Here is a 24,308-nt window from a genome sequence, read left to right as displayed (position 1 = left end):
CCTGGATCAACGGAATGTCCCGCACCGTGGTTCAGTTCCCCCGCTGGCGGATAAAGCCTTGAAAACTACACTATTGGACAGGCCTCACGCCGCCTCGCTGGTCCACAGCGTCTCGAATTCCGTCCCCTTCATCAACAGCACCGACGCCGGATACCCTTCTTCGCTCGCCTGCCGCGCGGTCGCCGTCGCGCTCTCGACCGCCGCCAGCTGGGTCGCGAACGGGCCATAATAGCTGTTGTTCAGATTGATCTTCCACGCGCCATCATGGTGCAGGACGATGTAGCGGGCATGCGGCAGTTTGGGGGGCAGTGTCTTGGTCATAATACCTCGATGTTATAATGGTGCCAGGCCATGATCGCCGCCGCGCCGCGATGCGGTCGCCAGGCGTCGGCCAAAGCGCGGGTCGCTTTCTCGCTCGGCCGTTCGGGCAATCCCAATATCCGCCCCGTTTCGATCTGCACGGCCAGGTCGCCCGCCGGCCAGATATCGGGCCGCCCCTCGGCAAACAACAGATAGATTTCCGCCGACCAGCGCCCGATCCCCTTGATCCGCACCAGTTGCGCAATCGCCTCCTCGTCATCGGCGGGCAGTGCATGCAGGTCGAGCGCGCCCGTCACCACCATCTCGGCCAAACTCCGGGCATAGCCCTGCTTCTGCCGCGACAGCCCGCACGCCCGCAACGCATCATAATCCCGCGCCAGCAGCACGTCGGGCGCGCAACCCGCGCCCAGTTCCGCCTCCAGTTTGCGCCACACCGCGCCCGCCGACGCCACGCTCACCTGTTGCCCGACGATCGTGCGCAGCAACGTCTCATAGCCCGGCTCGCGCACGCGCGGCTCAGGATAGCCCGCCCGCGCCAGCGCAGCGGCGAACCCCGGCTCGATAGCGGCGATCGCGTCCAGGCTGTCGCGCAACTGCTGCGCCGTCGTCACCATGATGTTTCCCTCAGCAGCGCTTGATTTCCCGGCGTCCCTCCGTCAGAGCAGCGGAGATAATTTCCTAGGGGACTGGATAGATGCCGAAACTGATCGTGGTCAACCGTGCGGGCGAAGAACAGGCTGTCGAAGGCGACAATGGCCTGTCGGTGATGGAAGTCATCCGCGACAACGGCTTTGACGAATTGCTCGCCCTGTGCGGCGGCTGCTGCTCCTGCGCCACCTGCCATGTCTATGTCGATCCCGACTTCGCGGACGTCCTGCCCGCGATGACCGAGGATGAAAACGACCTGCTCGACAGCTCGGACCACCGCAACGACACCAGCCGCCTGTCCTGCCAGGTCGTGCTGAGCGACGCGCTCGACGGCCTGCGCGTCACCATCGCCCCCGAAGACTGATCTCAAAAAATCCTCCCCTGCAAGGGGAGACGGAGGGGTGTCGCCCTATCAATGGAGCGACACCCTTTCCTTTGCGCTACCGACTCGCCGCCGCATAGAGCGCGATCGCCGCCGCATTGGAGACGTTCAAACTCTCCATCCGCGGACTGATCGGCAGCTTCGCCAATATGTCGCAATGCGCCATGCTGTTGTGCCGCAAGCCCTCGCCCTCGGCCCCCAGCACCAGCGCCGCGCGCGATTCGCCGATGGCGTCGCCCAGCACCGTATCCGCATCGCCATCCAGGCCGATGCGCCAATAGCCTGCCTCGGCAATCTCATCGAGCGCACGCGCCAGGTTCACCACCCGCACCCACGGCATGATTTCCAGCGCGCCCGACGCCGCGCGCGCCAGCACGCCCGATTCGGGCGGCGCATGCCGGTCCTGCGTGACGATGCACAACGCATCGAACGCCGCCGCCGATCGCAGGATCGCGCCGACATTATGCGGGTCCGTCACCTGGTCCAGCACCAGGATCGGGCGCTTGTCGTCGCGGCCCTGTTCCAGCACTTCGTCCAGCCAGACATCGTCCAGTGGTTCGACTTCGGCGACGATGCCCTGATGCGGCGCGTCCGACGGGACCATCCGGCCCATGTCCGCGACGTCGGCATAGACGATCGGCAGCACTGGGGGCAGGTCGAGCGGGGCCAGCGCTTCGCGCGTGCCCCATATCTTGCGCACGATGCGATTGGGGTTGGCGAGAGCCGCAATAACGGCGTGACGCCCATAGAAGCGCGGGAAGGCGCCCTTGGGCTTGGCGGAGCGATGACCTCTTTTCATGATTGCGCTCATTTCACATCCACCCATTGACAGGCAAGCCTCGTTTCGCCATTGAGCCGCCTCCGGCGCGATGAAAGGCAGTTTTCTGTCATCGCACAGGGTACTGGACAGGTGGCCGAGTGGTTAAAGGCAGCAGACTGTAAATCTGCCGGGCTACGCCCTACGTTGGTTCGAACCCAACCCTGTCCACCACCCTTGCGCGTTGCGCCCCGGCGTGCGGCCTCTTCCGGGTTTCCGGCTGGCGCGCTCTCCCACCGAGCCCGCTGAGAGACGAAAGGGGAGCGCCCATGGCGTGGCTTATCCTCGGCATCGCCGTGTTCACCGAAATCTGCTGGGCCTTGAGCCTCAAATGGGCCGCAGGGGTCGCCACCTGGCAGGCATCGATCATCCCGATCGCGCTCAGCTTCCTCAACATGGGCCTCCTCGCCCTCGCCATGCGCGGCATCCCCGCCGGCACCGCCTATGCCGTCTGGACCGGCCTTGGCGCCGTCGGCGTCATCATCGGCGGCATCCTCTTCTTCGGCGACCGCGTGAACGGCGTGCAGATAGGCTTCATGGCGCTGATCGTGGTGGGCGTCGTGGGGACGAAGTTTTTCGCGAGTGCGTGAGGGAGGGGCGAGATAGCGCCAATTTCCGCCATTATGGCACTATTGCGCGGCTCTCATGACCGAACATCTCTCCGATCGTCTATCACCGATCCCGCCCCGCGATCGCTCGACATAGTTTAGGCGTTGTTTACCTGGACATGACAAAAAAGAGCGTCATGAAGATGCTTGCTGCCGGTAAAATGTCTGTCTCTACAAGGGCAGCTGTCACGCTTTCGCTCGTGATCGGATTATTGTTTTTAGTTTCGGGCATGGCTGCATATTTCGATATAAAGCGCCAAGCCCTGGACGAGGCGCTGATCCGGCTCGATGGCCAGAACAGGCAAGTGGCGGAACTTCAGGAGGGTCGGTTCACACGGCTCAGCGCAGCGCATGAACATGCCAAACAGCTATTGTTGGCAGAACTTGCTGAAGGTCCAAGCCCCGATGACGCGCGTAACCTCGACACACTTTTTCCGCGTGATCGTCGCGGGGGACGGCGAAGTTCGGACCTGCTATTCGACGGTGGCCGGACACCATTCGGTTATGTGCGTGGTGTGGGCGCCTATATCGGGACGGAACCGGATGCGAACCAGCGAGCGCTCATTCTCCGTGCCACACGGGTGGCGCACGCAGTCGGAGAAGGCATTCGCCCTGACCTAAAAAGTCTCTATTTCTTCACTCCGGACAATACGCTCATCATGTTCGCACCGGATCGTGAGGACAAGCTCGGCTTCTACCGGAAGAAAGCTCCCGGCAACCTTGATTTCCAACAGGAAACGTTCGCAAAGATCAGCACGGCTGCGTTGAATCCATCGCGGCGGACACGATGTACGCCTCTCGTGCATATCCTATACGATACATCCGGTCGAACTTGGACGACGGGCTGCATGACCCCTGTCGATTGGAACGGGCGACACATTGGTACCTGGGGCACGAGCCTTCTGCTCAATGATTTGCTGTCGGCCGATGAGTTGAATGGGCTTCGTGCAACGGATACCGTACTCGTATCGGCCGAAGGAATGCTCATCCGGCATCCACGCTACACGCTTCAGAGCGAAGCGGGGTCGGAACAATTGTTGGACCTTAAACAGACGCGCGATCCGCAGCTTCAAGCCCTGTGGCAGTTCATTCGCAGTAATGCCGGCAAGACGTTTTTGGGCCATGCGCCAAGGTTGGCCGCGCATGTATCGATGCGCACGATCAAAACGCCCGGTTGGTATGTGCTCACCATCCAAAATGAGGACGTGATACAAGCAGGCGCACTGCGTGCCGTTGCGCGCGTAGCCATAACGGCGTTTCTTTGCCTTTTGCTCCAAGGCATCGCTATCAGCCTGCTGATTCGACGCTATGTCGGAAGGCCGCTTGCGCGTCTGACCGAACGGACAAGAATATTGACCCGACGCTTCCAGTCCGACGTCGATTTTCCCACAAGCGCGAGGCCAGAGCTCGATGAAGTGGAACAACTTGGCCACGACTTCGATGACATGGCGGAAAAACTCACGCGCGCCCATCTCAACCTGGAGCAGCAGGTCGCACAACGGACGGACGAGTTGCATCGCGCCAACGTTGAACTCAGCCGATTGGCCGACTGCGATACTCTCACCGGCGCCCCGAACCGCCGACGGATATTATATGATGTGGAAGAAAAGTTGGCGCTGCAGAACCCGCGCCGACTGTACATGCTCGTAATCGATATTGATCACTTCAAGCGCGTGAACGACACCTATGGCCATCTCGTTGGTGATCGAATTTTGACCGAGATAGCCCAGGACGCGCGATCGCTTTTGCGAGATAAGGATTTGTTTGGCCGGATCGGCGGCGAGGAGTTCATGGCGCTGATCGAGACCAGCGGTCCAGAAGAAGCAATCATCGTGGCTGAAAGACTTTGGTCTGGCATCGGCAAGACGAAACGAATATTCGCAGATGGGGCCGCTGGACAAATGACCGTCAGCATCGGTATCGCTAATGCGCACGGCAGATCGTCGTTCGCGCAATTATATGCAGCCGCTGATGCAGCGCTGTACAAGGCAAAACACCGGGGGCGTGATCAGTGCGTAATTGAAGAAGCAGACACTGTGAATTGAGCGTCGATCGGTTAAACCATCTCGGCCAGTGGTCGGCTGCGATTGGCATCGTGGCATGGCAGCCAACCTAAGACCGTTGCTCCAAACCGCACATTCGCCGGTCGGCTTATTCCCCTGTCCTACATCCCCCACCTTATGCCACACTCCCCCCGCGCTCTTTCTCCCCGTCAACTTCCCTCTCCCTGCGGCTCCCTCTCCGCACACCCACCCACTTCGCAAAAATTCTCCTATTGCGAAATCCGCGCCACCCGTCTGTCCCCACGCTTTTGCGTCGGCCACAACACTGTATACTTCGCAACCAGCCGCCCCCTTGCAAAACGCCGCTTCCTGCCTTTGCTGCACCGCACACCCATGCTAGGGGCGCGCCATGCTTAATCTGAATGCCATCACCGTGCGCCTGGGCGGCCGCATCATCCTTGACCGTGCCGCCGCCGCGCTGCCGCCTCGGTCGCGCGTTGGCCTCATCGGCCGCAATGGTGCGGGCAAGTCCACGCTGATGAAGGTGATGATCGGCCAGCTCGACCCGGACGAGGGCAGTTGCGACATGCCGCGCGACACGCGCCTTGGCTATATCGCGCAGGAAGCCCCGTCTGGCACCGCGACCCCGTTCGAAACCGTGCTGGAGGCGGACAAGGAACGCGCCGCGCTAATGGAAGAGGCGGAGCATACGCAAGATCCCGACCGCCTCGGCCATATCTATGAGCGGCTGACGACGATCGACGCCTATACCGCGCCCGCCCGCGCCGCCCGCATCCTGGTGGGCCTCGGCTTTGACGAGGAAATGCAGGGCCGCCCGCTCGACAGCTATTCGGGCGGCTGGAAGATGCGCGTGGCGCTTGCCTCGCTGCTCTTTTCCAACCCCGACCTGCTGCTGCTTGACGAGCCCTCGAACCATCTCGATCTCGAAGCGACGCTCTGGCTCGAAAATTTCCTCAAAGCCTATCGCGGCACCGTGGTCATCATCAGCCATGAACGCGACCTGCTCAACAATGTGGTCGACTATATCCTGCATCTCGAAGGCGGGAAGGTCACTCTCTATCCCGGCGGCTATGATGCCTTCGAACGGCAGCGCGCCGAACGGCTGGCCCAGCTCGAATCGGCCCGCACCAAGCAGCAGGCCGAGCGTGAGAAATTGCAGGAATATGTCGCCCGCAACTCCGCCCGTGCCTCGACCGCGAAACAGGCCCAGTCCCGTGCCAAGGCGCTGGCCCGGATGCAGCCGATCGCCGCCGCCATCGAAGATCCGACGCTGCATTTCGGTTTCCCCAGCCCCGCCGAACTGCGCCCGCCGCTCATCACCATGGACATGGCCTCGGTCGGCTATGGCGACACGCCCATCTTGAAGCGCATCAACATGCGCATCGACCCGGATGACCGGATCGCGCTGCTGGGCCGCAACGGCAACGGCAAGACCACGCTGGCCCGCCTCATCGCCGCGCAACTCGCGCCGATGGAAGGCGAAATGGCGTCCAGCCCCAAGATGAATGTCGGCTATTTCACCCAATATCAGGTGGAAGAGCTGGACGTCACCGACACGCCGCTCGAACATATGACCCGTGTCATGAAGGGCGCGACCCCCGGTGCCGTCCGTGCCCAACTTGGCCGCTTCGGCTTTTCCGGCGAGCGCGCGGTGCAGAAGGTCGGCTCCATGTCCGGCGGCGAGCGCGCCCGCCTGGCGCTCGCCCTCATCACCCGCGACGCCCCGCACATGCTGATCCTCGACGAACCGACCAACCATCTGGACGTCGACAGCCGCGAAGCGCTGGTCCAGGCGCTCAACGACTATTCCGGCGCCGTGGTGATCGTCAGCCATGACCGCCACATGATCGAACTGGTCGCCGACCGGCTGGTACTGGTCGATAATGGCACGGCCCAGCCGTTCGACGGCAGCCTTGATGACTATACCGACATCATCCTGCGCAAGGCCGACGGCAACAGCAGCGGCGACGCGCCCAAGGTCGACCGCAAGGCCGACAAGAAAGCCGCCGCGGAGTGGCGCGAAAAACAGAAGCTGCTCAAGAACGCGGTCAACAAGGCCGAACGCGAAATGGCTGCGCTCGCCGCCGAACGCACCCGCATCGACGCCGCGCTCGCCAACCCTGCCAAGGCAACGGCCAAGACCAGCGACCTGATGGTCCAGCGCGCCGCAATCGAAAAGAAACTCGCCGCCGCCGAAGAAGTGTGGATGGAGGCGGGCGCCGCGCTGGAAGCGGGCTGACCCGTTAGAAACTGCGCTCCAGCAGCATCAGCGCCGGGTCGCCCTCGACGGCACGGGCGGTAAAGCCCATTTCCCGTTCCAGCGAGATCGCGGCATGATTGTCACGGCTCTCGATCGACTGGAGCTTCTTGATGCCCCAATGCCGCGCTTCCTGCGCCATATGGTCGAGCAGGGTCCAGCCGATCCCCTTGCCCTTGAGTTCGGGCAGGATCGAAATGGCGACTTCGCCAATGTCGCCCGCCTTGTCCGCCGCCAGCGTCGCCGCCGCGATGATCGTCGCGCCACCCGGCTCGAATGCCAACACCGTTTCATGTCGGTGATGCTCGAACGCGGTGATGTCATGCAGTTGCGCCGGGCTGACATGACGCACCGCGCTCAGGAAGCGGAAGCGCCGGTCCTCGTCGGACACTTCGTCGAAGAAGGCGGCCAGCGCGACCTCATCGTCATGGGTGGCCGGACGCACCGTGAAGGGAAAGCCGTACCGGGTTTCAAGCGCGATCATCAACAATATCCTTTTGCATTCAGGCCGCCGCCAACGCCTTCACCAGGAAGGGCAGGGCAGCGCCATCGGGTTCGATCAGGGTGATCATATTGCCCGCCCGGATCGCTTGCGCGTCCAGCCGGAACAGCCGTTCGTCATCTTCCTTGCCCGGCGCATAGGCCAGCGCCCAACCTTCGGCCGTGCGCAACAGGCTGCCATGCCGGTCGGGTTCGTTGGGCCAGAAACGCCGCACCGTCGCCAGTTCAGGATGGGCGCGATAGGCCGGTTCGTCGATCACGCCATCCTCTCCCAGCGGCAACCGCAGCACATAGCTGCGCGCCACCGACCCCTTGGGAAAAGCGGGGGAGCTGGCCAGCTCCAGGCGTATCGTGGTCCACGTCATGCTGGAGTGAATCGGATTTGGGCGCAGAAAATTCTATAAGGACTATCCCTGATGGTGCGCGCGCCGGGGGACGCCTAGCCATCAAGGGGCGATAAACCCTGCCGGGAGACGTGCGATGAAATCGATCCTGCTGCATATTCATGATGATGTCGGCGCGGACAGCCGCCTGCAGGCCGCCTGCGACCTCGCCCGCGCCTGCGATGCCCATGTCCATTGCGTCCAGGTAACGCCGCTGCCCGACCTGGTCGCGGCCGATGTCTATGGCGGCGCGGGCTATGCCCCCTCGATCGCGGCCGAACTGCATGAGATTGACGAAGCCTATCGCACCAAGATGGAGGCGCGGTTGGGGCAGGAGGATATCGCCTGGGACTGGCGGCAGATCGACGGCGACAGCGTCGCGGGCCTGCTCTCCGCCGCGCGGCTGAGCGACGCGATCGTCGCCACCCTGCCCGAAGGCGGACGGGTCCATGTGTCCGATCCCTTGCCGATCGTCGCCGACTTGGCGCTGGGCGGGCGGACGCCAGTGCTGGCCGTACCGCAGGCGTGCAAGGGTTTTGCCGTCACTGGCACCGCGCTGATCGCCTGGGACGGGTCGCCCGAATCCTGCGCCGCTCTGCGAGCCGCCGTGCCCTTGCTGCGGCTGGCGCAGGCGGTGGAGATCGTGTCCGTCGAGGAAGCCGACAAGGCCGAATTTCCCTCGACCGCTGCACCCGAATATCTCGCCCGGCACGGCATCAAGGCGCAACTGCATAGCTGGCCGCGCAAGGGCCGGGCGGTCGACGCGGCCCTGCAAGAGGCGATCGGCACGCTGGCGGCGGACTGGGTGGTCATGGGCGCATTCGGCCATAGCCGCTGGCGCGAACTGGTATTTGGCGGCGTGACCCGCGCCATGCTGCGCGATACGCGTGTGCCCCTCTTGCTGGCGCACTGAAAGAGGGTCATGGTCGGCGCATGGCTGTAGCGGATGATGAAAGCGATGCGCTGACCGACGCGCACAGTCTGGAACAGGCTTTGCTGGGGTCCATCCTGGCGACCATTCCCGATGCGTTGATCGTCATCGACATGCGCGGGCGCATCGTGTCGTTCAGCGCCGCGGCGCAGCGCATGTTCCAATATAGCGAAGCCGATGTGCTGGGCGAGAATATCTCGATGCTGATGCCCTCGCCCGATCGGGAGCGGCATGACGGCTATATCGGCCATTATATCGACACCGGCGAAAAGCGGATCATCGGCATCGGCCGCCTGACCGCGGCGCGGCGGCGCGACGGGTCCACCTTTCCCATCGAATTGTCGGTCGGGGAAGTGAATGATCAGGGCCAGCGCCTCTTCACCGGCTTCATCCGCGACCTGACCGAACGGCAGCAGGCCGAACGGCGCGTCGCCGACTTGCAGGCCGAACTCGCCCATGCCGGTCGGGTGACGGCGATGGGCACGCTCGCCTCCGCGCTGGCGCATGAACTCAACCAGCCCTTGACCGCCATCGCCAATTATATGGAGGCAGGCCGCGACCTGCTCGCCGCCCCCGGCGACCTCGACCGCGCCATGCTGGGCGAAGCGATGGACGAAAGCGCGCGCCAGGCGCTGCGCGCGGGCGAGATCATCCGCTCGCTGCGCGAATTCATCAAGCGCGGCGAAACCCTGCGCCAGCCCGAACCGCTGCGCAGCCTGCTGGCCGAAGGCGCAGCGCTGGCCTTCATCGGCACCGACAGCCGGGGCATCGACATGGACGTGCAGGTCGACCGCCACGTCGATCTGGTGCTGGCCAATCGCGTGCAGTTGCAGCAGGTGATCATCAACCTCGTCCGCAATGCGGTGGACGCGATGCAGGACAGCCCGGCCCGCATCCTGCGCCTCACCGCCGCGCCCGCCGACGATGGCAAGGTGGAGGTGGTCGTCGCCGACAGCGGCCCCGGCCTGGACCCCGCCATGTCGCGCACGCTCTTCACCCCCTTCACCACCACCAAGGCCAATGGTATGGGGGTCGGCCTGTCGATCAGCCAGACGATCGTCGAAGGCCATGGCGGGCGCATCTGGGCCACGCCCTCGCAATGGGGCGGCACCGCCTTTCATTTCACTTTGGACCGGGCGGACGACCTATCATGAGCGAACCCTATCCCCTCTATGTCGTGGATGATGACGACGCGATCCGCCGCTCGCTCTCCTTCCTGCTCAAGACCAGCGGCTTTGGCGTGCAAGTCTTCGAAGGCGGACTGCCCTTCCTGAAGGCTGCTGCGACGTTGCCGCAGGGCTGCGTCCTGCTCGACGTGCGGATGCCCGACATGGACGGGCTGGAGGTACAGCGCGAATTGCGCGCGCGCGGCATCATGCTGCCGGTCATCATCATGACCGGCCATGGCGACATCGACATGGCTGTCGCGGCGATGAAGGCGGGGGCGAGCGATTTCATCGAAAAGCCTTTCGAAAAAGCGACCCTGCTCGCCTGCATCGAATCGGCCCGCAAACAGTCAATCGCCACGCGCGGGGTCGGCGCACGGGCGCAGGAGGCGCAGGCCCGCCTCAACATCCTGACCGACCGCGAACGCGAAGTGCTGGACGGGCTGGTCGAAGGCCTACCCAACAAGACCATCGCCTATGACCTCGGCATCAGCCCCCGCACCGTCGAAATCCACCGCGCCAATTTGATGCAGAAACTGGAAGTCCGAAGCCTGGCCGAAGCTCTCCGCATCGCCTTCCACGCCGTCGAGGGGGCACCGGCGGCATAGGCCAAACTAAACGCGAAGCTGCATGAGCTAAAACCCTCCCCTGCAGGGGAGGAATTTTTAGAAACTCGCTTTCAGGCCGTCGATTACGAATTGGGCGGCCAGGGCGGCGAGTAATACCCCAAGCAGCCGGGTGATCACCGCTTCGATCTTGCGGCCGAGCAGTGCCATCAGCGGGCCTGCTGCCAGCAGCGCGCCGAGCATCAGCGCCAGCGTCAACAGCACCGCGCCCAGCACCACCATCCGCTCGGTCAGATCGTGGGCGCGCGACATCAGCAGCATCACCGTGGCGATCGATCCTGGTCCGGCGATCATCGGCATGGCCATCGGAAAGACCGACACATCCTCGACATGGGGTTCTTCGTCGGTGAGCTTCTGCGCCCGGTCCTCGCGCCGCTGGGTGCGTTTTTCGAAGACCATGTCCATCGCGATCATGAACAGCATGATGCCGCCCGCGATGCGGAAACTGTCGAGTTCGATGCCCAGCACGCCGAGCAGTTGCTTGCCCCACAAAGCGAAGACCAGCAGGATGGCGGCGGCGATGCCGACTGCGCGGATCGCCATGGCGCGCCGTTCGGCGGCGCTCGCCTCGCCGGTCAGGCTGGCATAGATGGGCGCGCAGCCCGGCGGGTCGATCACCACGAACAGGGTGACGAAGGCCGACAGGAATAATTCGATCATGATCCGGCCCCTACCCTGTCCGCTATGACGGCATCATACCCGCTGCCATTCCATATTTGCACATTGACGGTGCGGCTGCCATCGGCGGCGACGTCGGCGCTCCAGAGCAGGCTGTCGTCGGGCGGCGGAGGCAGGTCGTTTTTACCCGGCGGTGGCCCCTCGGCACGCGGCGGCCGCTTGCAGGTGGCGACCTTGCCGGTCAGAAATTCAGGCGCGGCGCGGGGGCTGGCAAGCGGGGCGCGATGATCGAATATCCATTCCCACCGCCCCTTCTTGTCGCGCCGCCAGATGGTCGTGAAAGAACCGACCGATCCGTCCGTGGCGGTCCAGTTGCCGGTGCTGGCGGCGAGGCCACCATCGCATCCGACATAGACGATCGAGGGGGACCAGGTCATCGGCGCAGGCGGGTCGGCGCGGCCCTTCAGCCAATCCTTCGCCAGCACCCGTTGCGGCACGACCATCACCGCGTCATCGGCGGCGGCGTCGCGAAAAGCGGTCCATTGGCCCTTTTGCTTGGCCAGCCGGTTGAAGGCGATTTCGGCGGCGATGACCGAGCTGGGGTCAGGCTGAAAGCGCAGCGGCGGGCGGGCGGAGACTGGCACCGCGAGCAGCGCCAGCGCGCTAAGCGTCAGGAGGGCGGCGCGCGCCCTCACAAGCCCTCCGGCTTGGGCAGCCCCGCGCGGGCATGGGCGGCGACCAGCGTGTTGCGCAGCAGCACGGCGATCGTCATCGGCCCGACGCCGCCGGGGACGGGCGTGATGGCGCGGACATGGGCGAGCGCTTCGGCGGTGGCGACGTCGCCGACGATCCGGCTCTTGCCATCCTCGGTATCGGTGACGCGGTTGATACCGACGTCGATCACCGTCGCGCCGGGCTTGATCCATTCACCCTTGACCATTTCCGCCCGGCCGACGGCGGCGACGACGATGTCGGCACGGTGGACGATGCTGGCAATGTCACGGGTGCGGCTATGCGCGATGGTGACGGTGCAGCTTTCAGCGAGCAGCAGCTGTGCCATCGGCTTTCCGACGATATTGGAGCGGCCGACCACGACCGCCTCCAGCCCCGACAGATCGCCCAGCTCATCCTTCAAGAGCATGATGCAGCCCATCGGCGTGCAGGGGACCAGCGCCTCCTGCCCCGTCGCCAGACGGCCGGCATTGACAACATGGAAGCCATCGACATCCTTTGCCGGGTCGATCGCGGCGATGACGCTGGCTTCGTCGATATGGTCGGGCAAGGGCAACTGGACGAGGATGCCGTCGATGCGGTCGTCCTGGTTGAGTTCCGCAATCAGGTCGAGCAGGTCGTCTTGGCCGATGCTGACCGGGCGCTTAAATTCATAGCTTTCCATGCCGACCGCGACGGTCATCTTGCCCTTCGACCGGACGTAGACACTGCTCGCCGGGTCTTCGCCCACCAGCACGACAGCCAGGCCCGGCTTGCGCCCCGCCTGTGCGGCGAAGGCGGTGACGCCCTCGGCCACCGTGTCGCGCAGCCCCGCCGCATAAGCCTTGCCGTCGATGATCTTGCCGATGGTCATGTCGCTTGCACCCATATGTCGATGATGGCGGTGAGGCGCACCGCAGCATTCGCCCCATCCCGTATTCGCAGCCGCTTTAGCCGGTTGGTGTCGCCCGATTCCAGTAAAATCGCGCTTTTGGGCCAATCGAGCGTCTTGGCCAGCAGCGCGATCAGCGCGCCATTGGCGCGGCCCTTTTCGGGCACGGCGCGCACGCGGGCTGATAGCCAGGCCGCGCCCTTTTCGTCCGTCCAGCCGCCGCCGATCGCATCCTTCGCAGCGCCCGGCGTCAGCCGGACGGCGAGCAGCAGATCATCGCCCGCCAGCGACCAGACCGCAGTCAGATCGTCGCACGCATCAGCGCCCCGAACAGATTTTCGCGCACCGGCCCCTGCAGGATGATGACCGCGAGCAGCACGACCATCGGCGACAGGTCGAGCGCGCCCAAATCGGGCAAGACCTTGCGCACCGGGCGGTAGAGCGGCTCGGTCATGCGATCGAGCGCGTAGAGGCCGTTGCGCACATATTCATTGGAGGTGTTGATGACGTTGAAGGCGATCAGCCAGCTCAGCACCGCTTGGACGATGATGATCCACCACACCGCTTCCAGCACGATATAGACGATGCCGTTGAGGGCGTTCAGAAGTTCGTACAAGCTATCGTTCTCCGCTGGTCGCCCGCCACGGGGGCGGGTTCTTCGATCCATGCTTTAGCGCAGGCGGCAGGCCGTCCACAAGCGGCAGCACGCGCCCTTAGCGCCGGATCAGCGTGCCTGCGCCGCGCCGGGTGAAGATTTCCAGCAGCATCGCATGGGGCACGCGGCCGTCGAGGATGACGGCGGCGTCCACCCCGCCCTCGACCGCGCGGACGCAGGTTTCAAGCTTGGGGATCATGCCGCCGCTGATCGTGCCATCCTGTTGCAGGACTTCGATCCCCTGCGGGTCGAGATCGGTCAGGAGGTTCTTGTCCTTGTCCAGCACGCCCGCGACATCGGTCAGCAGGAAGAAGCGCGAGGCGCCGAGTTCGGCGGCGATGGCACCCGCCATCGTGTCGGCATTGACGTTATAGGTGTGGCCATCCGCGCCGATGCCGACGGGCGCGACGACGGGGATGATACCGTCCTGCGTCAGCGTATCGAGGATGCGGCGGTCGACCTTTACGGGATCACCGACAAAGCCCAGATCGACATTGCGCTCGATCCCCGAATTGGGGTCGGCCTCGCGCTTGCCCAGCACTTTTTCGCACAGGATCAGGTTGCCGTCCTTGCCGGAGATGCCGACAGCGCGGCCGCCAGCGCCGGCGATCCAGCCGACGATTTCCTTGTTGATGGAGCCGGCCAGCACCATTTCGGCGATCTTGGCGGTTTCGGCGTCGGTGACGCGCAGGCCGCCGACGAATTCCGATTCGACGCCCAATTTCTTGAGCATCGCGCCGATCTGCGGCCCGCCGCCATGGACGACGACGACGTTGATGCCGACCGCCTTCATCAGCACCACATCCTCGGCGAAGTCGCGCGCCGCTTCGGGGTCGCCCATGGCGTGGCCGCCATATTTGACGACGAAGGTCTTGCCCGCATAGCGCTGCATATAGGGCAGTGCTTCGACCAGGGTTTCGGCCTTGGCGAGGAGCGCGGGATCGGGGGCGTGATTGCTGTTCATGCGCGGGCGCATAAGCCCTAAGCGGGGGTATCGCAAGGCCGGGACCGTACAGCGACCCGGACAAGGGTCGCGTGTTTTTCGATTTTGATTAGTTAGCTAACTAATCGAAGTGTTACCCCTCAGGCGCGATCGAGCCGCCGACCAAGGCCCACCAGCAGATAGATGACCGGCGGGACGAGCAGTGCGGACAGCACGACCTTGGCCAGCATCTGGCCCAGCAGCAGTTCGCCGATCGGGAAGATGCCGTAAAAGGCGATCGAGACGAACAGCAGCGTATCGACGATCTGCGACAGGATGCTGGCAACCGCCGCGCGCAGCCAGAGCATCCGGCTGCCCTCCCGCCCCTTGAGAGCGGCGAAGAGCGTGACATTGAGCGTCTGCGAAATGCCATAGGCGATGATGCCGCCGAGCCAGATGCGCGGCGTGCCGCCCATCATCATCGCAAAGGCTTCGGCACGGGCCGGGTCCATGTCGCCCGCCGCGGGCACCGACAGGACGATGATCGACAGCAGGATCGAGGCGATGAGCGGGAGAAAGCCGATCTGCACCAGCCGGTTGGCGACCGCGCGGCCATGGAGTTCGGCCACCGCGCTGGAAATCGTCACCAGCAGCAGGAAGGCGAAAATGCCCGCCTCCACCGCCAGCGGTCCCAAGCCGACCATAGGGCCAAGCGCCGAGATCGGCCCCAATGTCACCTGCTTGTTGCCCAGCACGCCCGCGATGCAGACCATGCCACCATAAAAGATCGCGAAGGAAAAGAGCGAGCGGCTGATCAGCGCGGGAGAGGTGGTCATCCTTGGCCCTTAGCCCTATTTGCGGACGTGGGAAAGATAGCGCGGGTCAGGCGGTGAGTTGATATTTGACGCCCATGGCCTGGGCCAGATGGCGCAAGCGGCGTTCGACGGCTTCGCCGAACAGGTCCGCATCGTCCTTTTGCAGCGACAAAGTGAGCAAGTCGCCTTCGCGCGCCAGCCGCGAGAGGTTCAGCGGCCCTTCGACACCGCCCGACAGACGTTGCGCCAGGCGGATCGCGAGGCCCCATAGCGCGGCGTGGTGCAGCGCTTCGGGCGAAGCGAGTTGTTCGACGCCGAGCGGGGTGGACAGGCCGCCACCGAAATTGCTGTGCAGCGCCTGCGCCAGCATCGCGCGTTCCGCTGCGGTGATGCCGACCCAATTGCTGTGCAGGGCTATCTCCACCCCGCGTTCGGCGCGGAAATCGGGGTTGGCGCGCCAGCCGACATCGGCGAGCAGGCAGGCGGCGCGGCGGATGCGGCGCAGATCGGCGCTGTCGTCCAGAAAGAGCGGCGCGATCCAGCGTTCGATGCGGTCGCCATGGCCACGGAAGCGCGACTGCGCCTCCCCTTCCGCTTCGGCCGCGACCAGCAGGGGATCATCCTGCCGAATGTCGGCGGGCAGGTCTTCGTAGAGCAGCCCTTCGCGCAGGCCATAGGCCGACACGATAAGGCGGCTCGACCGTAATTGCCGCACCACGACCGACAGCAGGGCCGCGGCATTGGGCAGGGTCGGGATGCGCGATCCGCTCATCGCCGGGATGCTCTTGAGCCGGGCGCGGCCGACATGCGAGACGATGCGGGTCAATTGTTCGGCGCGCGCGGCGGTCATTTCATATTGATGGACGACGGGCAGCGGGAAATTGGTCAATTGCATGTCGAACCGCGCCAGCGCGCGCCACGATCCGCCGACCAGATAGAAGGGCAGGTCCGGTTCAGGCTGCCAGCCCGCTTTCTCCATCATCGCCTTGACCCGCCGTTCCAGCGCGCCCGGCCCCTTGGCGCGGATGGCGGGCAGGCGCAGGACGCCCAAAGGCAGCGATATCGTCTGTTCGACCGCGCCGTCGCGAATCCGGGCCAGTTCCAGGCTGCCGCCGCCCAGATCGCCGACGATGCCGTCTGCGCCCGGAATGCCCGACAGCACACCCATGGCCGCGCCGATCGCTTCCTGCGCGCCGGTCAATATTTCGACAGTCAGGCCCATGGCGGCGGCGCGGGTGATGAATTCGTCGCCATTGGTCGCATCGCGCACCGCCGCCGTGGCGACGCAGCGGATATGGGCGACCTTCATATCCTGGCACAGATGGGCGAAGCGGCCGATCGCGCGCAGGCCGCGTTCCATCGGCTCTTCCTCGATCCGCCCGGTCCGGGCGAGCGAGGCGCCCAGTCCCGCCATCACCTTTTCATTGAACAGGATGAAGGGCAGCCGCCGTGGCCCGTCATAGACGACGAGGCGTACGCTGTTGGAACCGATGTCGATGATCGCCGTGCGCGCAGTCGCGGGCTGGGGCGATGTCGCCATGGTCTGGGCAGCGGCGCGGACCCGGCTGAGCATCGAGTTCATGAGGGTCAAACCCGCCCGCGCAAGCGCAAAGTGGGCACCGCTTCATTGTCGAGCGCGGCACCCCGGCCCGACAGCGACGGGTTGGTCATGAAATAGCGGTGGAGGTTGAACGGCTTTTCGCCCGCATCGACGCGCGCATAATGGCCGTCGCTATCCAGTTCCCAGCTCTGTTCGGTGTCAATGAGGTTGGCGACCATCACCTGGTCGAGAATCTGGTCATGGACCGTGGGATTTTCGATCGGCGCCATGAATTCGACGCGCCGGTCGAAGTTGCGCTGCATCCAGTCGGCCGAGCTGATATAGACTTTCGCGCCATTATTGGGCAGCGCCTTGCCATTGCCGAACACCGCGATGCGGCTATGTTCCAGGAAGCGGCCGACGACCGATTTCACCCGGATATTTTCCGACATGCCCGGAACACCGGGGCGCAGGCAGCATATGCCGCGCACGATCAGGTCGATCTGCACGCCCGCATTGCTGGCGGCATAGAGTTTTTCGATGATCGCGGGGTCAACCAGACTGTTCATCTTCGCCCAGATAGTGCCCGGCCGTCCGGCGCGGCAATGGTCGATCTCGTCATCGATAAGCTGGCACAGCCGATCGCGCAGGTCGCGCGGCGACATGACGAGCTTTTCCAGCCGCTTGGGTTCGACATAGCCGGTGATGTAATTGAACAGCGCAGCGGCATCGCGGCTATAGGCCGGATCGGCGGTAAAGAAGCTGAGGTCCGTGTATATGCGCGCGGTGATCGGGTGATAATTGCCCGTGCCGAAATGGCAGTAGCTGCGAAACTGCTCGCCCTCGCGCCGGATCACCATCGAAATCTTGGCGTGGGTCTTCCAGTCGATGAAGCCATAGACGACCTGCACCCCGGCGCGTTCGAGCGCATCGGCCCAGAGGATATTCTGTTCCTCATCGAAACGGGCTTTCAGTTCCACCACGGCGGTCACGGACTTGCCCGCTTCCGCCGCGTCGATCAGCGCGCGGATGATCGCCGATTGCTTGCCTGCGCGATAGAGCGTCTGCTTGATCGCTACCACATCGGGGTCGATCGCCGCTTGTTTAAGGAAGGAGACGACGACGTCGAACGCTTCATAAGGGTGGTGGACGACGATGTCCTTGGCGCGGATGGCGGCGAAGCAATCGCCGCCATATTCGCGGATGCGTTCGGGAAAGCGCGGCGCATAGGGTTCGAATTTGAGGTCGGGGCGATCCTCGTCAACGATGCCGGACAGGTCGCCAATGCCGACAAACCCCTCGACTTCGGCGATGATCGCCTCATGCCCCTGGATCATGTCCTGCAGCATTTCCTCGACCGGTTCGGGGATGCGCTCCTCTATCTCCATGCGGATCACGCGGCCACGGCGGCGGCGCTTGATCGCGCTGCGGAAGTGGCGGACCAGATCTTCGGCCTCTTCCTCGATTTCAATGTCGCTGTCGCGAATGATGCGGAACACGCCGCTGTTGCGGACCTGATAGCCGGGGAAGAGATCGCCCGAAAAGCGCCGCACCACGGCTTCCAGCGCGATATAGCGGGCCGATGGCCCCGGTACGCGCACGAAGCGGTCGAGCGTCGCGGGGATCATCACCAGTTCGCGGATCGGCTGCTTGTCCGACAGGCGTTGCAGGTCGAAGACGATAGACAGCCCCTGATTGGGGATGAAGGGGAAGGGATGCGCCGGATCAAGCGCCTGGGGCGTCAGGATCGGGAAGATTTGCGTCAGGAAATGGTCGCGCAGCCAGGCTTCGCACAAGGGGTCCATGGGGCTGGACGGGCCGATGACTTCGATGCCGACCTGGCCCAATTCGCCGTGCAATATGCCCCAGACCTTTTGCTGCGCCGCCATCAATCGCGCAGTTTCGGCGGCGATCGCGGCGAGTTGCTGCCCCGCCGTCAGCCCATCGACCGAGCGCAGGTCGACATCCTGCAACTGCTGCCCCTTGAGACCCGCGACACGGACGGAGAAGAATTCGTCCAGGTTCGCGCCGGAGATGGACAGGAAGCGCAGCCGTTCCAGCAAAGGATGGGCGCGGTTCATCGCTTCTTCCAGCACGCGCTGGTTGAAGGCGAGCCAGGAGAGTTCGCGGTTGAAATAGCGTTCGCTGTGCAGCGACAGGCTGGGTGTGGGATCGGCTTCGGCCACGGATTACTCGCGGTTGGCGGTGGAAGGATCGGGCGGCACTATAGGCAGAAATCCGGCAGCTTGCAGAGCCTCTTTCGCCAGTGCGGTGGAAATCTTACGACCAGATGACAGCGCCGCCGCGTCGAGCAGACGGGTGACGGCGTCGATCGCGCCATAGCTACGCTCTATCCGGCGCAATAGCCAGTCCGGCAGATCGGCGGCATAGCCTGCCCCGGTTCGGTCGAAGGCGCGGGCGATCAGCGCGCGGGCGAGCGCTTCGTCGGGTTCGGTAATGGCGACATGGGGCGCCGCCGCGAGCCTGGAGCGCAGGTCGGGCAAGGCGACGGTCCAGCTGGCGGGCGGGGTGCGCCCCACCATTAGCAGCGGTCGCCGGTCGGTCTGCGCCGCGTTCCAGGCGTGGAACAGGCGATGTTCGTCCTGCCCCTGCGCATCGTCGATCATCGTGCCGCCGCTCATGCGGACAAAATGGCGGGCGAGCGTCGAGCGCCCCGATCGCGGCGGGCCGGTCAGCACGCTGACCGACAGGGGCCAGTCGCGCCAGCGTTCCAGATGGGTGACGGCCTGGGCATTGGCCTCGCTGACCAGGAAATCCCCGTCGCGCGCATCGCCATGCCAGTCGAAGGGCAGGCTGATCTGGCTCATTGCGCGGCGGGGGCGGGTCCGGCGGGCGCGGCGCGACGGCTGATCCGCAGCGTGGTGCCGGACGCCGCAACGGTATAGCCGCGCGCTTGAAGCCCGGCGCGCAGCATTTCGACCGTGCCCTCGAAACTGACCTGCATCACCGATGTACCGCCGAGCGCCAGGCTGCTGGTCGTCGCCGAGCGGACGCCCGGCACCGCGCGGACCGCCGCCTCGCTTTGCGTCACCGATCCGACATCGGGCGTGTCGAACTGGATCGCGAAGCTGGTGCCGCCGGTGACGACCGTGGGCAATTCAGTCGTTTCGACGATCGCCTCGGTCACATTTTCCAGTTCCAGCGTGGCGGGATCGACCGGTTCCTCGATGATCAGCGAGGGGTCGGGCCGCAGGCGGCCGTCGTTGAGCGCGCGGATATAGAGTTCATCGAGGCGCCGCGCGCCTTCGTCCAGCATCTTGGGCAAGCCGCTGTCGTTGGAGGCGCGCAGCGTGACGCTGCCGATCAGGCTGTTGTCGGGGCCATAGCGGGCGGTGAAAGTGCCGGTCACGGGGCCACCGGGATAGGCGCGGTCAAGCCGGGCGATCGGGATCACCACATCGGCCGCGCCATATTGGTCGAGCAGCACGCGCCACCATAGCCGCCCGCGCCGTCCGGTCTGCCCGGCGTTCAGCAGGATCGGGTCGGCGATCGACCCGGCGACGCGGACATAATCGATCGCGCTGTCGCCGGTGCGATAGCGTGCCCAGGCCTTTTGCCATTCATTTGTACGTTCGTAGGAGACCGCCGAGCCGCCGTCCCACAGCACGGGAATGACCAGCAAGGGCGGCGAGCGCATCGCATTACCCGATACGCCAAGCAACTGGCCGGTGCGGGCGCGGTCGAACAGGATGCTGAGCGTCGCGACATAACGCGTCGGCCCAGCCTGTTCATAATCGATCTCGATGCCCGACACCATCGCCTCGATCTGCGAATCGGACAGGGCGGGCGCGCCTGCGCCGCTGTGGGTGCGGCTCCACAGCATCCGCCACGCCTGCCGCTGGGCCATGCGCCAGCCGGCATAGCGGGCGGTGTCGGCATCCTTGGCGACGACATCGACCTTGACGCCGCGCACTTCGAAATCGCCGCCGCTGGCGATCGGCGGCACGCCGCGCTCCCCCTCCATCTGCGCAAACAGCGCGGCCGCCGCGAGGCCGAGCACGATGGCGAACAGGATCTGTGCCGGGCGCGACAGGGCACGCAGGGCTGCGCCGGGCGACAGAGAGAGGCGGGAAAAGGTCTGGGCAAGGCTCACGCGCGCCCTTTTGGCGGGATTTGCCCTATATGCCAAGCGCCAACCTTCACCCAACTTGCCGTTCGGGCTGAGCGAAGTCGAAGCCCTGCGCTGAGCCGAAGGCGAAGCTGCTTCGCTTCGCTCAGTAGAAGGCTTCGACAAGCTCAGCCCGAACGGTGTGTTTGCGGCCCGTTATAGGGGGGCAACAGATGGACGGTTCCGTTTTCGCATCGATTGCTCTAGGCGCGTCTCCCATGACCGATACCGAATCCTATAGCTACGCCAAGGCTGGCGTCGACATCGCCGCCGGCAATGCGCTGGTGCGCGCCATCGCTCCTTTGGCCAAGGCCACCCGCCGTCCCGGCGCGGATGCCGAACTGGGCGGCTTTGGCGGCTTTTTCGACCTCAAGGCGGCGGGCTTTACCGATCCGCTGCTGGTCGCGGCCAATGATGGCGTTGGCACGAAGCTGAAGCTGGCGATCGACCATGGCCGCCATGACGGCGTGGGTATTGACCTTGTCGCCATGTGCGCCAACGACCTGATCGTGCAGGGTGCCGAACCGCTGTTCTTCCTCGATTATTATGCCACCGGCAAGCTGGAGAGCGGCGTTGCCGAGCGCGTCATCGCCGGGATCGCCGAGGGCTGCCGGATCGCGGGTTGCGCGCTGATCGGCGGCGAAACCGCCGAAATGCCGGGCATGTATGCGCCGGGCGACTATGATCTGGCGGGCTTTTGCGTCGGCGCGGTCGAGCGGACCAAGGTGCTGACCGGCAACCGGGTGAAGGCGGGCGACGTGCTGTTGGGCATCGCCTCGTCGGGCGTCCATTCCAACGGTTTCTCGCTGGTGCGCCGCCTGGCCGCCGACAAGGGGTGGAAGCTCGATCGCCCTGCGATCTTCGACAATGAAGTGCTGCTGATCGACGCGCTGATGGCGCCGACGCGCATTTATGTGAAGAGCCTGCTGCCGCTGGTGCGCGCGGGCATGGTCAATGCGCTGGCGCATATCACCGGCGGCGGCTTGCTGGAAAACATCCCCCGCGTGCTGCCCGATGGGTGCCACGCGATGGTCGATGCCGACACCTGGGAACAGCCGCGGCTGATGGCGTTCCTCCAGGCGCAGGGGCATATCGATCCCGCCGAAATGGCGCGCACCTTCAACTGCGGCATCGGCATGGTGCTGGCCGTGGACGAAGCGCATGTCGCGGGCGTCACCACGTCGCTGGCCGCGGCGGGCGAGAGCGTCCACCGCATCGGCGTGGTGCAGGCGGGCGACAAGGGCTGCACCGTGCGCGGTTCGACCGAGACATGGAGCGCGAAGGCCGACTGGTCGGCGACGCATTTGGGGTAAGATAAGGCAAATTTGCTCCGTTCGGGCTGAGCCTGTCGAAGCCCTGTTCTTTCTTTTAAGAAAAGTAAGGCCCTTCGACAGGCTCAGGGCGAACGGAGTTAGAATGATGGCTAAAGCCAAAGTCGGCGTCCTGATTTCCGGTCGCGGGTCCAATATGGCGGCGCTGCTCTATGCCGCCAAGGCCGATGATTGCCCCTATGAGATCGTGCTGGTTGCCGCCAATGATCCGCAAGCGCCGGGGCTGAAACTCGCTGCTGCCGAAGGGATTGCGACCTTTGGCCAGAGCCATAAGGGCTTGAAGCGCGCCGCATTCGACCAGATTATCGATGCACAGTTGCGCGCGGCGGGCGCGCACTATGTCGCGCTCGCGGGCTATATGCGGCTCTTGTCGCCCGAATTTGTCGCGGGATGGGAAGAGCGGATGCTCAATATCCACCCCAGCCTGCTGCCCAAATATAAGGGGCTGGACACGCATCAACGCGCGATCGACGCGGGTGACAGCCATACGGGCTGTTCCGTGCATATCGTCACCGCCGCGCTGGACGACGGACCGGTGCTGGGCCAGACGCCGGTCGCGATCCTGCCCGATGACGATGCCGACACGCTGGCCGCCCGCACGCTGATCGCGGAGCATCAGCTCTACAGCCGCACCCTCGCCGCCTTCGTCAGTCGCGAGCGTCACCCGGACTGGCTGCTCAACAAGGTTCGCGAAAGTGCGCTGGCCTTGCCGCAGGCGGACGAAATCCTCTCCCACGGCATGCCCTGCTTCGGCATCGTCAAAGGCAAGAAGTTCGCCTATTTCACCCGCGACCATCATGGCGACGGCATTATCGCCCTGCTGGTCAAGACCACCGCGCCCGAAGAACAGGCCAGCCTGATCGAAGCCGACCCGGCGCGCTATTATCGACCCGCTTATTTCGGCACCGATTGGGTCGGCATCCGCCTGGACCTGGGCGATACGGACTGGGAGCATATCGCAGAACGGCTGCGCGCCAGCTGGCGGCAGGTTGCGCCGAAAAAGCTGCTGGGGCTGATGGATATTGCGGAGGAGTTTTAAGGGGGGGGCTTTTTAGGGTGGGAGAATTTCCCCCGCCCGCTGGCAGGACTGTTGCAAATGCCTGCGATCGGGATCGCATCGAAGGGGGCTAAACGTCTTAAAATCGGCGCATTTAGTAATCTACCCCTGGTAGGGGAGGTGGCTGCGCAAAGCGCAGGCCAGGGGTGTCGCCATCTCGATAGGGTGACACCCCTCCATCTCGTCGTGGTCCTCAAACCGAGGCACATGACTCCGCTCGGCCCCTTACAGGGAAGGATACACTATCAGCTCCGAACGTCAGCCTCGGTCACCGGCGAGATTTTGATCTCCACCCGGCGGTTGGCGGCCTTGCCTTCCTCAGTCGCGTTCGACGCGATCGGCTGGGTCTCGCCGAAACCGCGCGTGCCCATGCGGGCCGACTGGACGCCACGGCTCACCAGATAGCTCGACACCGCCTGGGCGCGGCGTTCGGACAGGGTCTGGTTATAGGCGTCGGCCCCGTCGCTGTCGGTGTGGCCGAACACGTCGATATAGGTTTTGGGATATTGCGCCAGAACCGACGCGACATCGTTCAACGTCGGCTGGAACTGGGGCTGCACATCGGCCCGGTCATAGGCGAAGGTGATGCCCGACGGCATGCGCAGAAGCAGGTCGTCGCCATCGCGAATCACATCGACGCCGGTGCCGGCTGTTTCTTCGCGCAGCTTGCGTTCTTGCGCATCCATATAGGCACCGATGCCCGCACCCGCGACCGCGCCGATGCCCGCGCCCAGAATCTTCTCGGTCCGATCGCTGCGCCCGCCGACCAAATCGCCCAGCAGATAGCCGCCCAATGCGCCGCCGATGCCGCCGATCGCGGCCTTCGAAATCGTGCGCTGACCCGTGGTCGGGTCGGTGGTGCAGGCGGTGGTGGCCAGCATCGCGGCCAAACCGGCCGCACCGATGATGCGATGTGAAATCCTCATGAAACTATTCCCTTATCTTATCGCCCTGTGGAGCGGATGTCCCCAAAT

At 64.5% G+C, this 24,308-nt stretch carries 26 protein-coding genes and 1 tRNA gene; 10 read left to right on the top strand and 17 right to left on the bottom strand.

From position 1 onward, the window contains the following. Window positions 1-84: 84 nt before the first annotated feature. Together IL54_RS03560 and IL54_RS03555 are read right to left on the bottom strand one after the other, a co-directional pair. Window positions 85-321 (bottom strand): DUF2188 domain-containing protein, encoded by a 237-nt coding sequence (locus IL54_RS03560; protein WP_193378811.1) that lies wholly within the window; start codon window positions 319-321, stop codon window positions 85-87. Further along, on the bottom strand, window positions 318-935 hold the full coding sequence (locus IL54_RS03555; RefSeq protein WP_037473307.1) for a DNA-3-methyladenine glycosylase family protein: 618 nt from the start codon (window positions 933-935) through the stop codon (window positions 318-320). Before IL54_RS03555 ends, IL54_RS03560 begins: the two co-directional genes overlap by 4 nt. An 80-nt stretch (window positions 936-1,015) precedes the next feature. Here IL54_RS03555 and IL54_RS03550 point away from each other — a divergent pair, with 80 nt between their 5' ends. Next, window positions 1,016-1,333, top strand: a complete 318-nt coding sequence (locus IL54_RS03550) for a 2Fe-2S iron-sulfur cluster-binding protein (RefSeq protein WP_037473305.1) — start codon at window positions 1,016-1,018, stop codon at window positions 1,331-1,333. A 76-nt stretch (window positions 1,334-1,409) separates the two neighbouring features. Here the strand turns inward: IL54_RS03550 and IL54_RS03545 are convergent, their stop codons facing one another. Further along, window positions 1,410-2,150 (bottom strand): TrmH family RNA methyltransferase, encoded by a 741-nt coding sequence (locus tag IL54_RS03545; RefSeq protein WP_037477729.1) that lies wholly within the window; start codon window positions 2,148-2,150, stop codon window positions 1,410-1,412. A gap of 105 nt (window positions 2,151-2,255) precedes the next feature. Here IL54_RS03545 and IL54_RS03540 point away from each other — a divergent pair. From IL54_RS03540 to IL54_RS03525, 4 genes are all read left to right on the top strand, one after another. Then, window positions 2,256-2,342 (top strand) — tRNA-Tyr (locus tag IL54_RS03540). Window positions 2,343-2,437: 95 nt separating this feature from the next. Beyond that, window positions 2,438-2,758, top strand: a complete 321-nt coding sequence (locus IL54_RS03535) for a DMT family transporter (protein WP_037473303.1) — start codon at window positions 2,438-2,440, stop codon at window positions 2,756-2,758. A 155-nt stretch (window positions 2,759-2,913) separates the two neighbouring features. Beyond that, window positions 2,914-4,821, top strand: coding sequence for a GGDEF domain-containing protein (locus IL54_RS03530; RefSeq protein WP_162182201.1), 1,908 nt, complete (start codon window positions 2,914-2,916; stop codon window positions 4,819-4,821). Window positions 4,822-5,188: 367 nt separating this feature from the next. Further along, complete coding sequence (locus tag IL54_RS03525) at window positions 5,189-7,039, top strand: ABC-F family ATP-binding cassette domain-containing protein (protein WP_037473298.1); 1,851 nt, start codon at window positions 5,189-5,191, stop codon at window positions 7,037-7,039. Window positions 7,040-7,043: 4 nt separating this feature from the next. Here the strand turns inward: IL54_RS03525 and IL54_RS03520 are convergent, their stop codons facing one another. Together IL54_RS03520 and IL54_RS03515 are read right to left on the bottom strand one after the other, a co-directional pair. Beyond that, window positions 7,044-7,541: a GNAT family N-acetyltransferase gene (locus IL54_RS03520; RefSeq protein ID WP_037473294.1), complete on the bottom strand. Its 498-nt coding sequence runs from the start codon at window positions 7,539-7,541 to the stop codon at window positions 7,044-7,046. 19 nt (window positions 7,542-7,560) lie between these two features. After that, window positions 7,561-7,923 (bottom strand): hypothetical protein, encoded by a 363-nt coding sequence (locus IL54_RS03515; protein ID WP_037473292.1) that lies wholly within the window; start codon window positions 7,921-7,923, stop codon window positions 7,561-7,563. Window positions 7,924-8,038: 115 nt separating this feature from the next. Here IL54_RS03515 and IL54_RS03510 point away from each other — a divergent pair, with 115 nt between their 5' ends. The 3 genes from IL54_RS03510 to fixJ are packed head-to-tail and all read left to right on the top strand — an operon-like array spanning window position 8,039 to window position 10,646. After that, entirely contained in the window at window positions 8,039-8,854 is an 816-nt protein-coding gene (locus IL54_RS03510) for a universal stress protein (protein ID WP_037473289.1), read from the top strand. 20 nt (window positions 8,855-8,874) lie between these two features. Next, window positions 8,875-10,026: a sensor histidine kinase gene (locus tag IL54_RS03505; RefSeq protein WP_037473288.1), complete on the top strand. Its 1,152-nt coding sequence runs from the start codon at window positions 8,875-8,877 to the stop codon at window positions 10,024-10,026. Then, window positions 10,023-10,646, top strand: a complete 624-nt coding sequence (gene fixJ, locus IL54_RS03500) for a response regulator FixJ (protein WP_037473285.1) — start codon at window positions 10,023-10,025, stop codon at window positions 10,644-10,646. Before IL54_RS03505 ends, fixJ begins: the two co-directional genes overlap by 4 nt. A gap of 57 nt (window positions 10,647-10,703) precedes the next feature. Here the strand turns inward: fixJ and IL54_RS03495 are convergent, their stop codons facing one another. The 11 genes from IL54_RS03495 to IL54_RS03445 form a co-directional block, all read right to left on the bottom strand. Continuing rightward, a complete protein-coding gene (locus IL54_RS03495; RefSeq protein ID WP_037473284.1) occupies window positions 10,704-11,324 on the bottom strand; it encodes a MarC family protein in 621 nt (206 codons plus the stop codon). Further along, the gene (locus IL54_RS03490) at window positions 11,321-11,977 is read right to left on the bottom strand and encodes a hypothetical protein (protein ID WP_037473283.1); all 657 of its coding nucleotides are present in this window, start codon (window positions 11,975-11,977) and stop codon (window positions 11,321-11,323) included. The genes IL54_RS03495 and IL54_RS03490 overlap by 4 nt, the downstream gene beginning before the upstream one ends. Further along, the gene (gene folD / locus IL54_RS03485) at window positions 11,974-12,867 is read right to left on the bottom strand and encodes a bifunctional methylenetetrahydrofolate dehydrogenase/methenyltetrahydrofolate cyclohydrolase FolD (protein WP_037473282.1); all 894 of its coding nucleotides are present in this window, start codon (window positions 12,865-12,867) and stop codon (window positions 11,974-11,976) included. The genes IL54_RS03490 and folD overlap by 4 nt, the downstream gene beginning before the upstream one ends. Further along, window positions 12,864-13,190 carry a DUF167 family protein gene (locus tag IL54_RS03480; protein WP_037473280.1) on the bottom strand — a complete coding sequence of 109 codons (327 nt, stop codon included), beginning with the start codon at window positions 13,188-13,190 and terminating at the stop codon, window positions 12,864-12,866. Before IL54_RS03480 ends, folD begins: the two co-directional genes overlap by 4 nt. Beyond that, the gene (locus tag IL54_RS03475) at window positions 13,187-13,501 is read right to left on the bottom strand and encodes a YggT family protein (protein ID WP_150125798.1); all 315 of its coding nucleotides are present in this window, start codon (window positions 13,499-13,501) and stop codon (window positions 13,187-13,189) included. The genes IL54_RS03480 and IL54_RS03475 overlap by 4 nt, the downstream gene beginning before the upstream one ends. Window positions 13,502-13,598: 97 nt before the next feature. Further along, entirely contained in the window at window positions 13,599-14,516 is a 918-nt protein-coding gene (gene argB, locus IL54_RS03470; protein WP_037473279.1) for an acetylglutamate kinase, read from the bottom strand. A 107-nt stretch (window positions 14,517-14,623) separates the two neighbouring features. Continuing rightward, on the bottom strand, window positions 14,624-15,298 hold the full coding sequence (locus tag IL54_RS03465) for a queuosine precursor transporter (protein ID WP_037473277.1): 675 nt from the start codon (window positions 15,296-15,298) through the stop codon (window positions 14,624-14,626). A gap of 46 nt (window positions 15,299-15,344) precedes the next feature. Beyond that, complete coding sequence (locus IL54_RS03460; protein ID WP_037473275.1) at window positions 15,345-16,859, bottom strand: Ppx/GppA family phosphatase; 1,515 nt, start codon at window positions 16,857-16,859, stop codon at window positions 15,345-15,347. A gap of 5 nt (window positions 16,860-16,864) precedes the next feature. Beyond that, window positions 16,865-19,003 (bottom strand): RNA degradosome polyphosphate kinase, encoded by a 2,139-nt coding sequence (locus IL54_RS03455; protein ID WP_037473273.1) that lies wholly within the window; start codon window positions 19,001-19,003, stop codon window positions 16,865-16,867. 3 nt (window positions 19,004-19,006) lie between these two features. Further along, entirely contained in the window at window positions 19,007-19,645 is a 639-nt protein-coding gene (locus IL54_RS03450; protein ID WP_037473272.1) for a chromosomal replication initiator protein DnaA, read from the bottom strand. Next, window positions 19,642-20,931 (bottom strand): hypothetical protein, encoded by a 1,290-nt coding sequence (locus IL54_RS03445; protein ID WP_037473271.1) that lies wholly within the window; start codon window positions 20,929-20,931, stop codon window positions 19,642-19,644. Before IL54_RS03445 ends, IL54_RS03450 begins: the two co-directional genes overlap by 4 nt. Window positions 20,932-21,164: 233 nt before the next feature. Between IL54_RS03445 and purM the strand changes: the two genes are divergently transcribed. Then, window positions 21,165-22,259 carry a phosphoribosylformylglycinamidine cyclo-ligase gene (gene purM, locus IL54_RS03440; protein WP_037473269.1) on the top strand — a complete coding sequence of 365 codons (1,095 nt, stop codon included), beginning with the start codon at window positions 21,165-21,167 and terminating at the stop codon, window positions 22,257-22,259. 106 nt (window positions 22,260-22,365) lie between these two features. Beyond that, window positions 22,366-23,316 carry a phosphoribosylglycinamide formyltransferase gene (purN, locus tag IL54_RS03435; protein WP_037477725.1) on the top strand — a complete coding sequence of 317 codons (951 nt, stop codon included), beginning with the start codon at window positions 22,366-22,368 and terminating at the stop codon, window positions 23,314-23,316. Window positions 23,317-23,579: 263 nt separating this feature from the next. On the opposite strand, the gene IL54_RS03430 is transcribed toward purN, so the two are convergent. Continuing rightward, entirely contained in the window at window positions 23,580-24,260 is a 681-nt protein-coding gene (locus tag IL54_RS03430; protein WP_037473268.1) for an OmpA family protein, read from the bottom strand. Window positions 24,261-24,308: the final 48 nt, after the last annotated feature.

Origin of the sequence: Sphingobium sp. ba1, assembly GCF_000743655.1 — a bacterium.
Lineage (GTDB): Bacteria > Pseudomonadota > Alphaproteobacteria > Sphingomonadales > Sphingomonadaceae > Sphingobium.
This window is presented reverse-complemented; position numbering and strand designations above follow the sequence as displayed.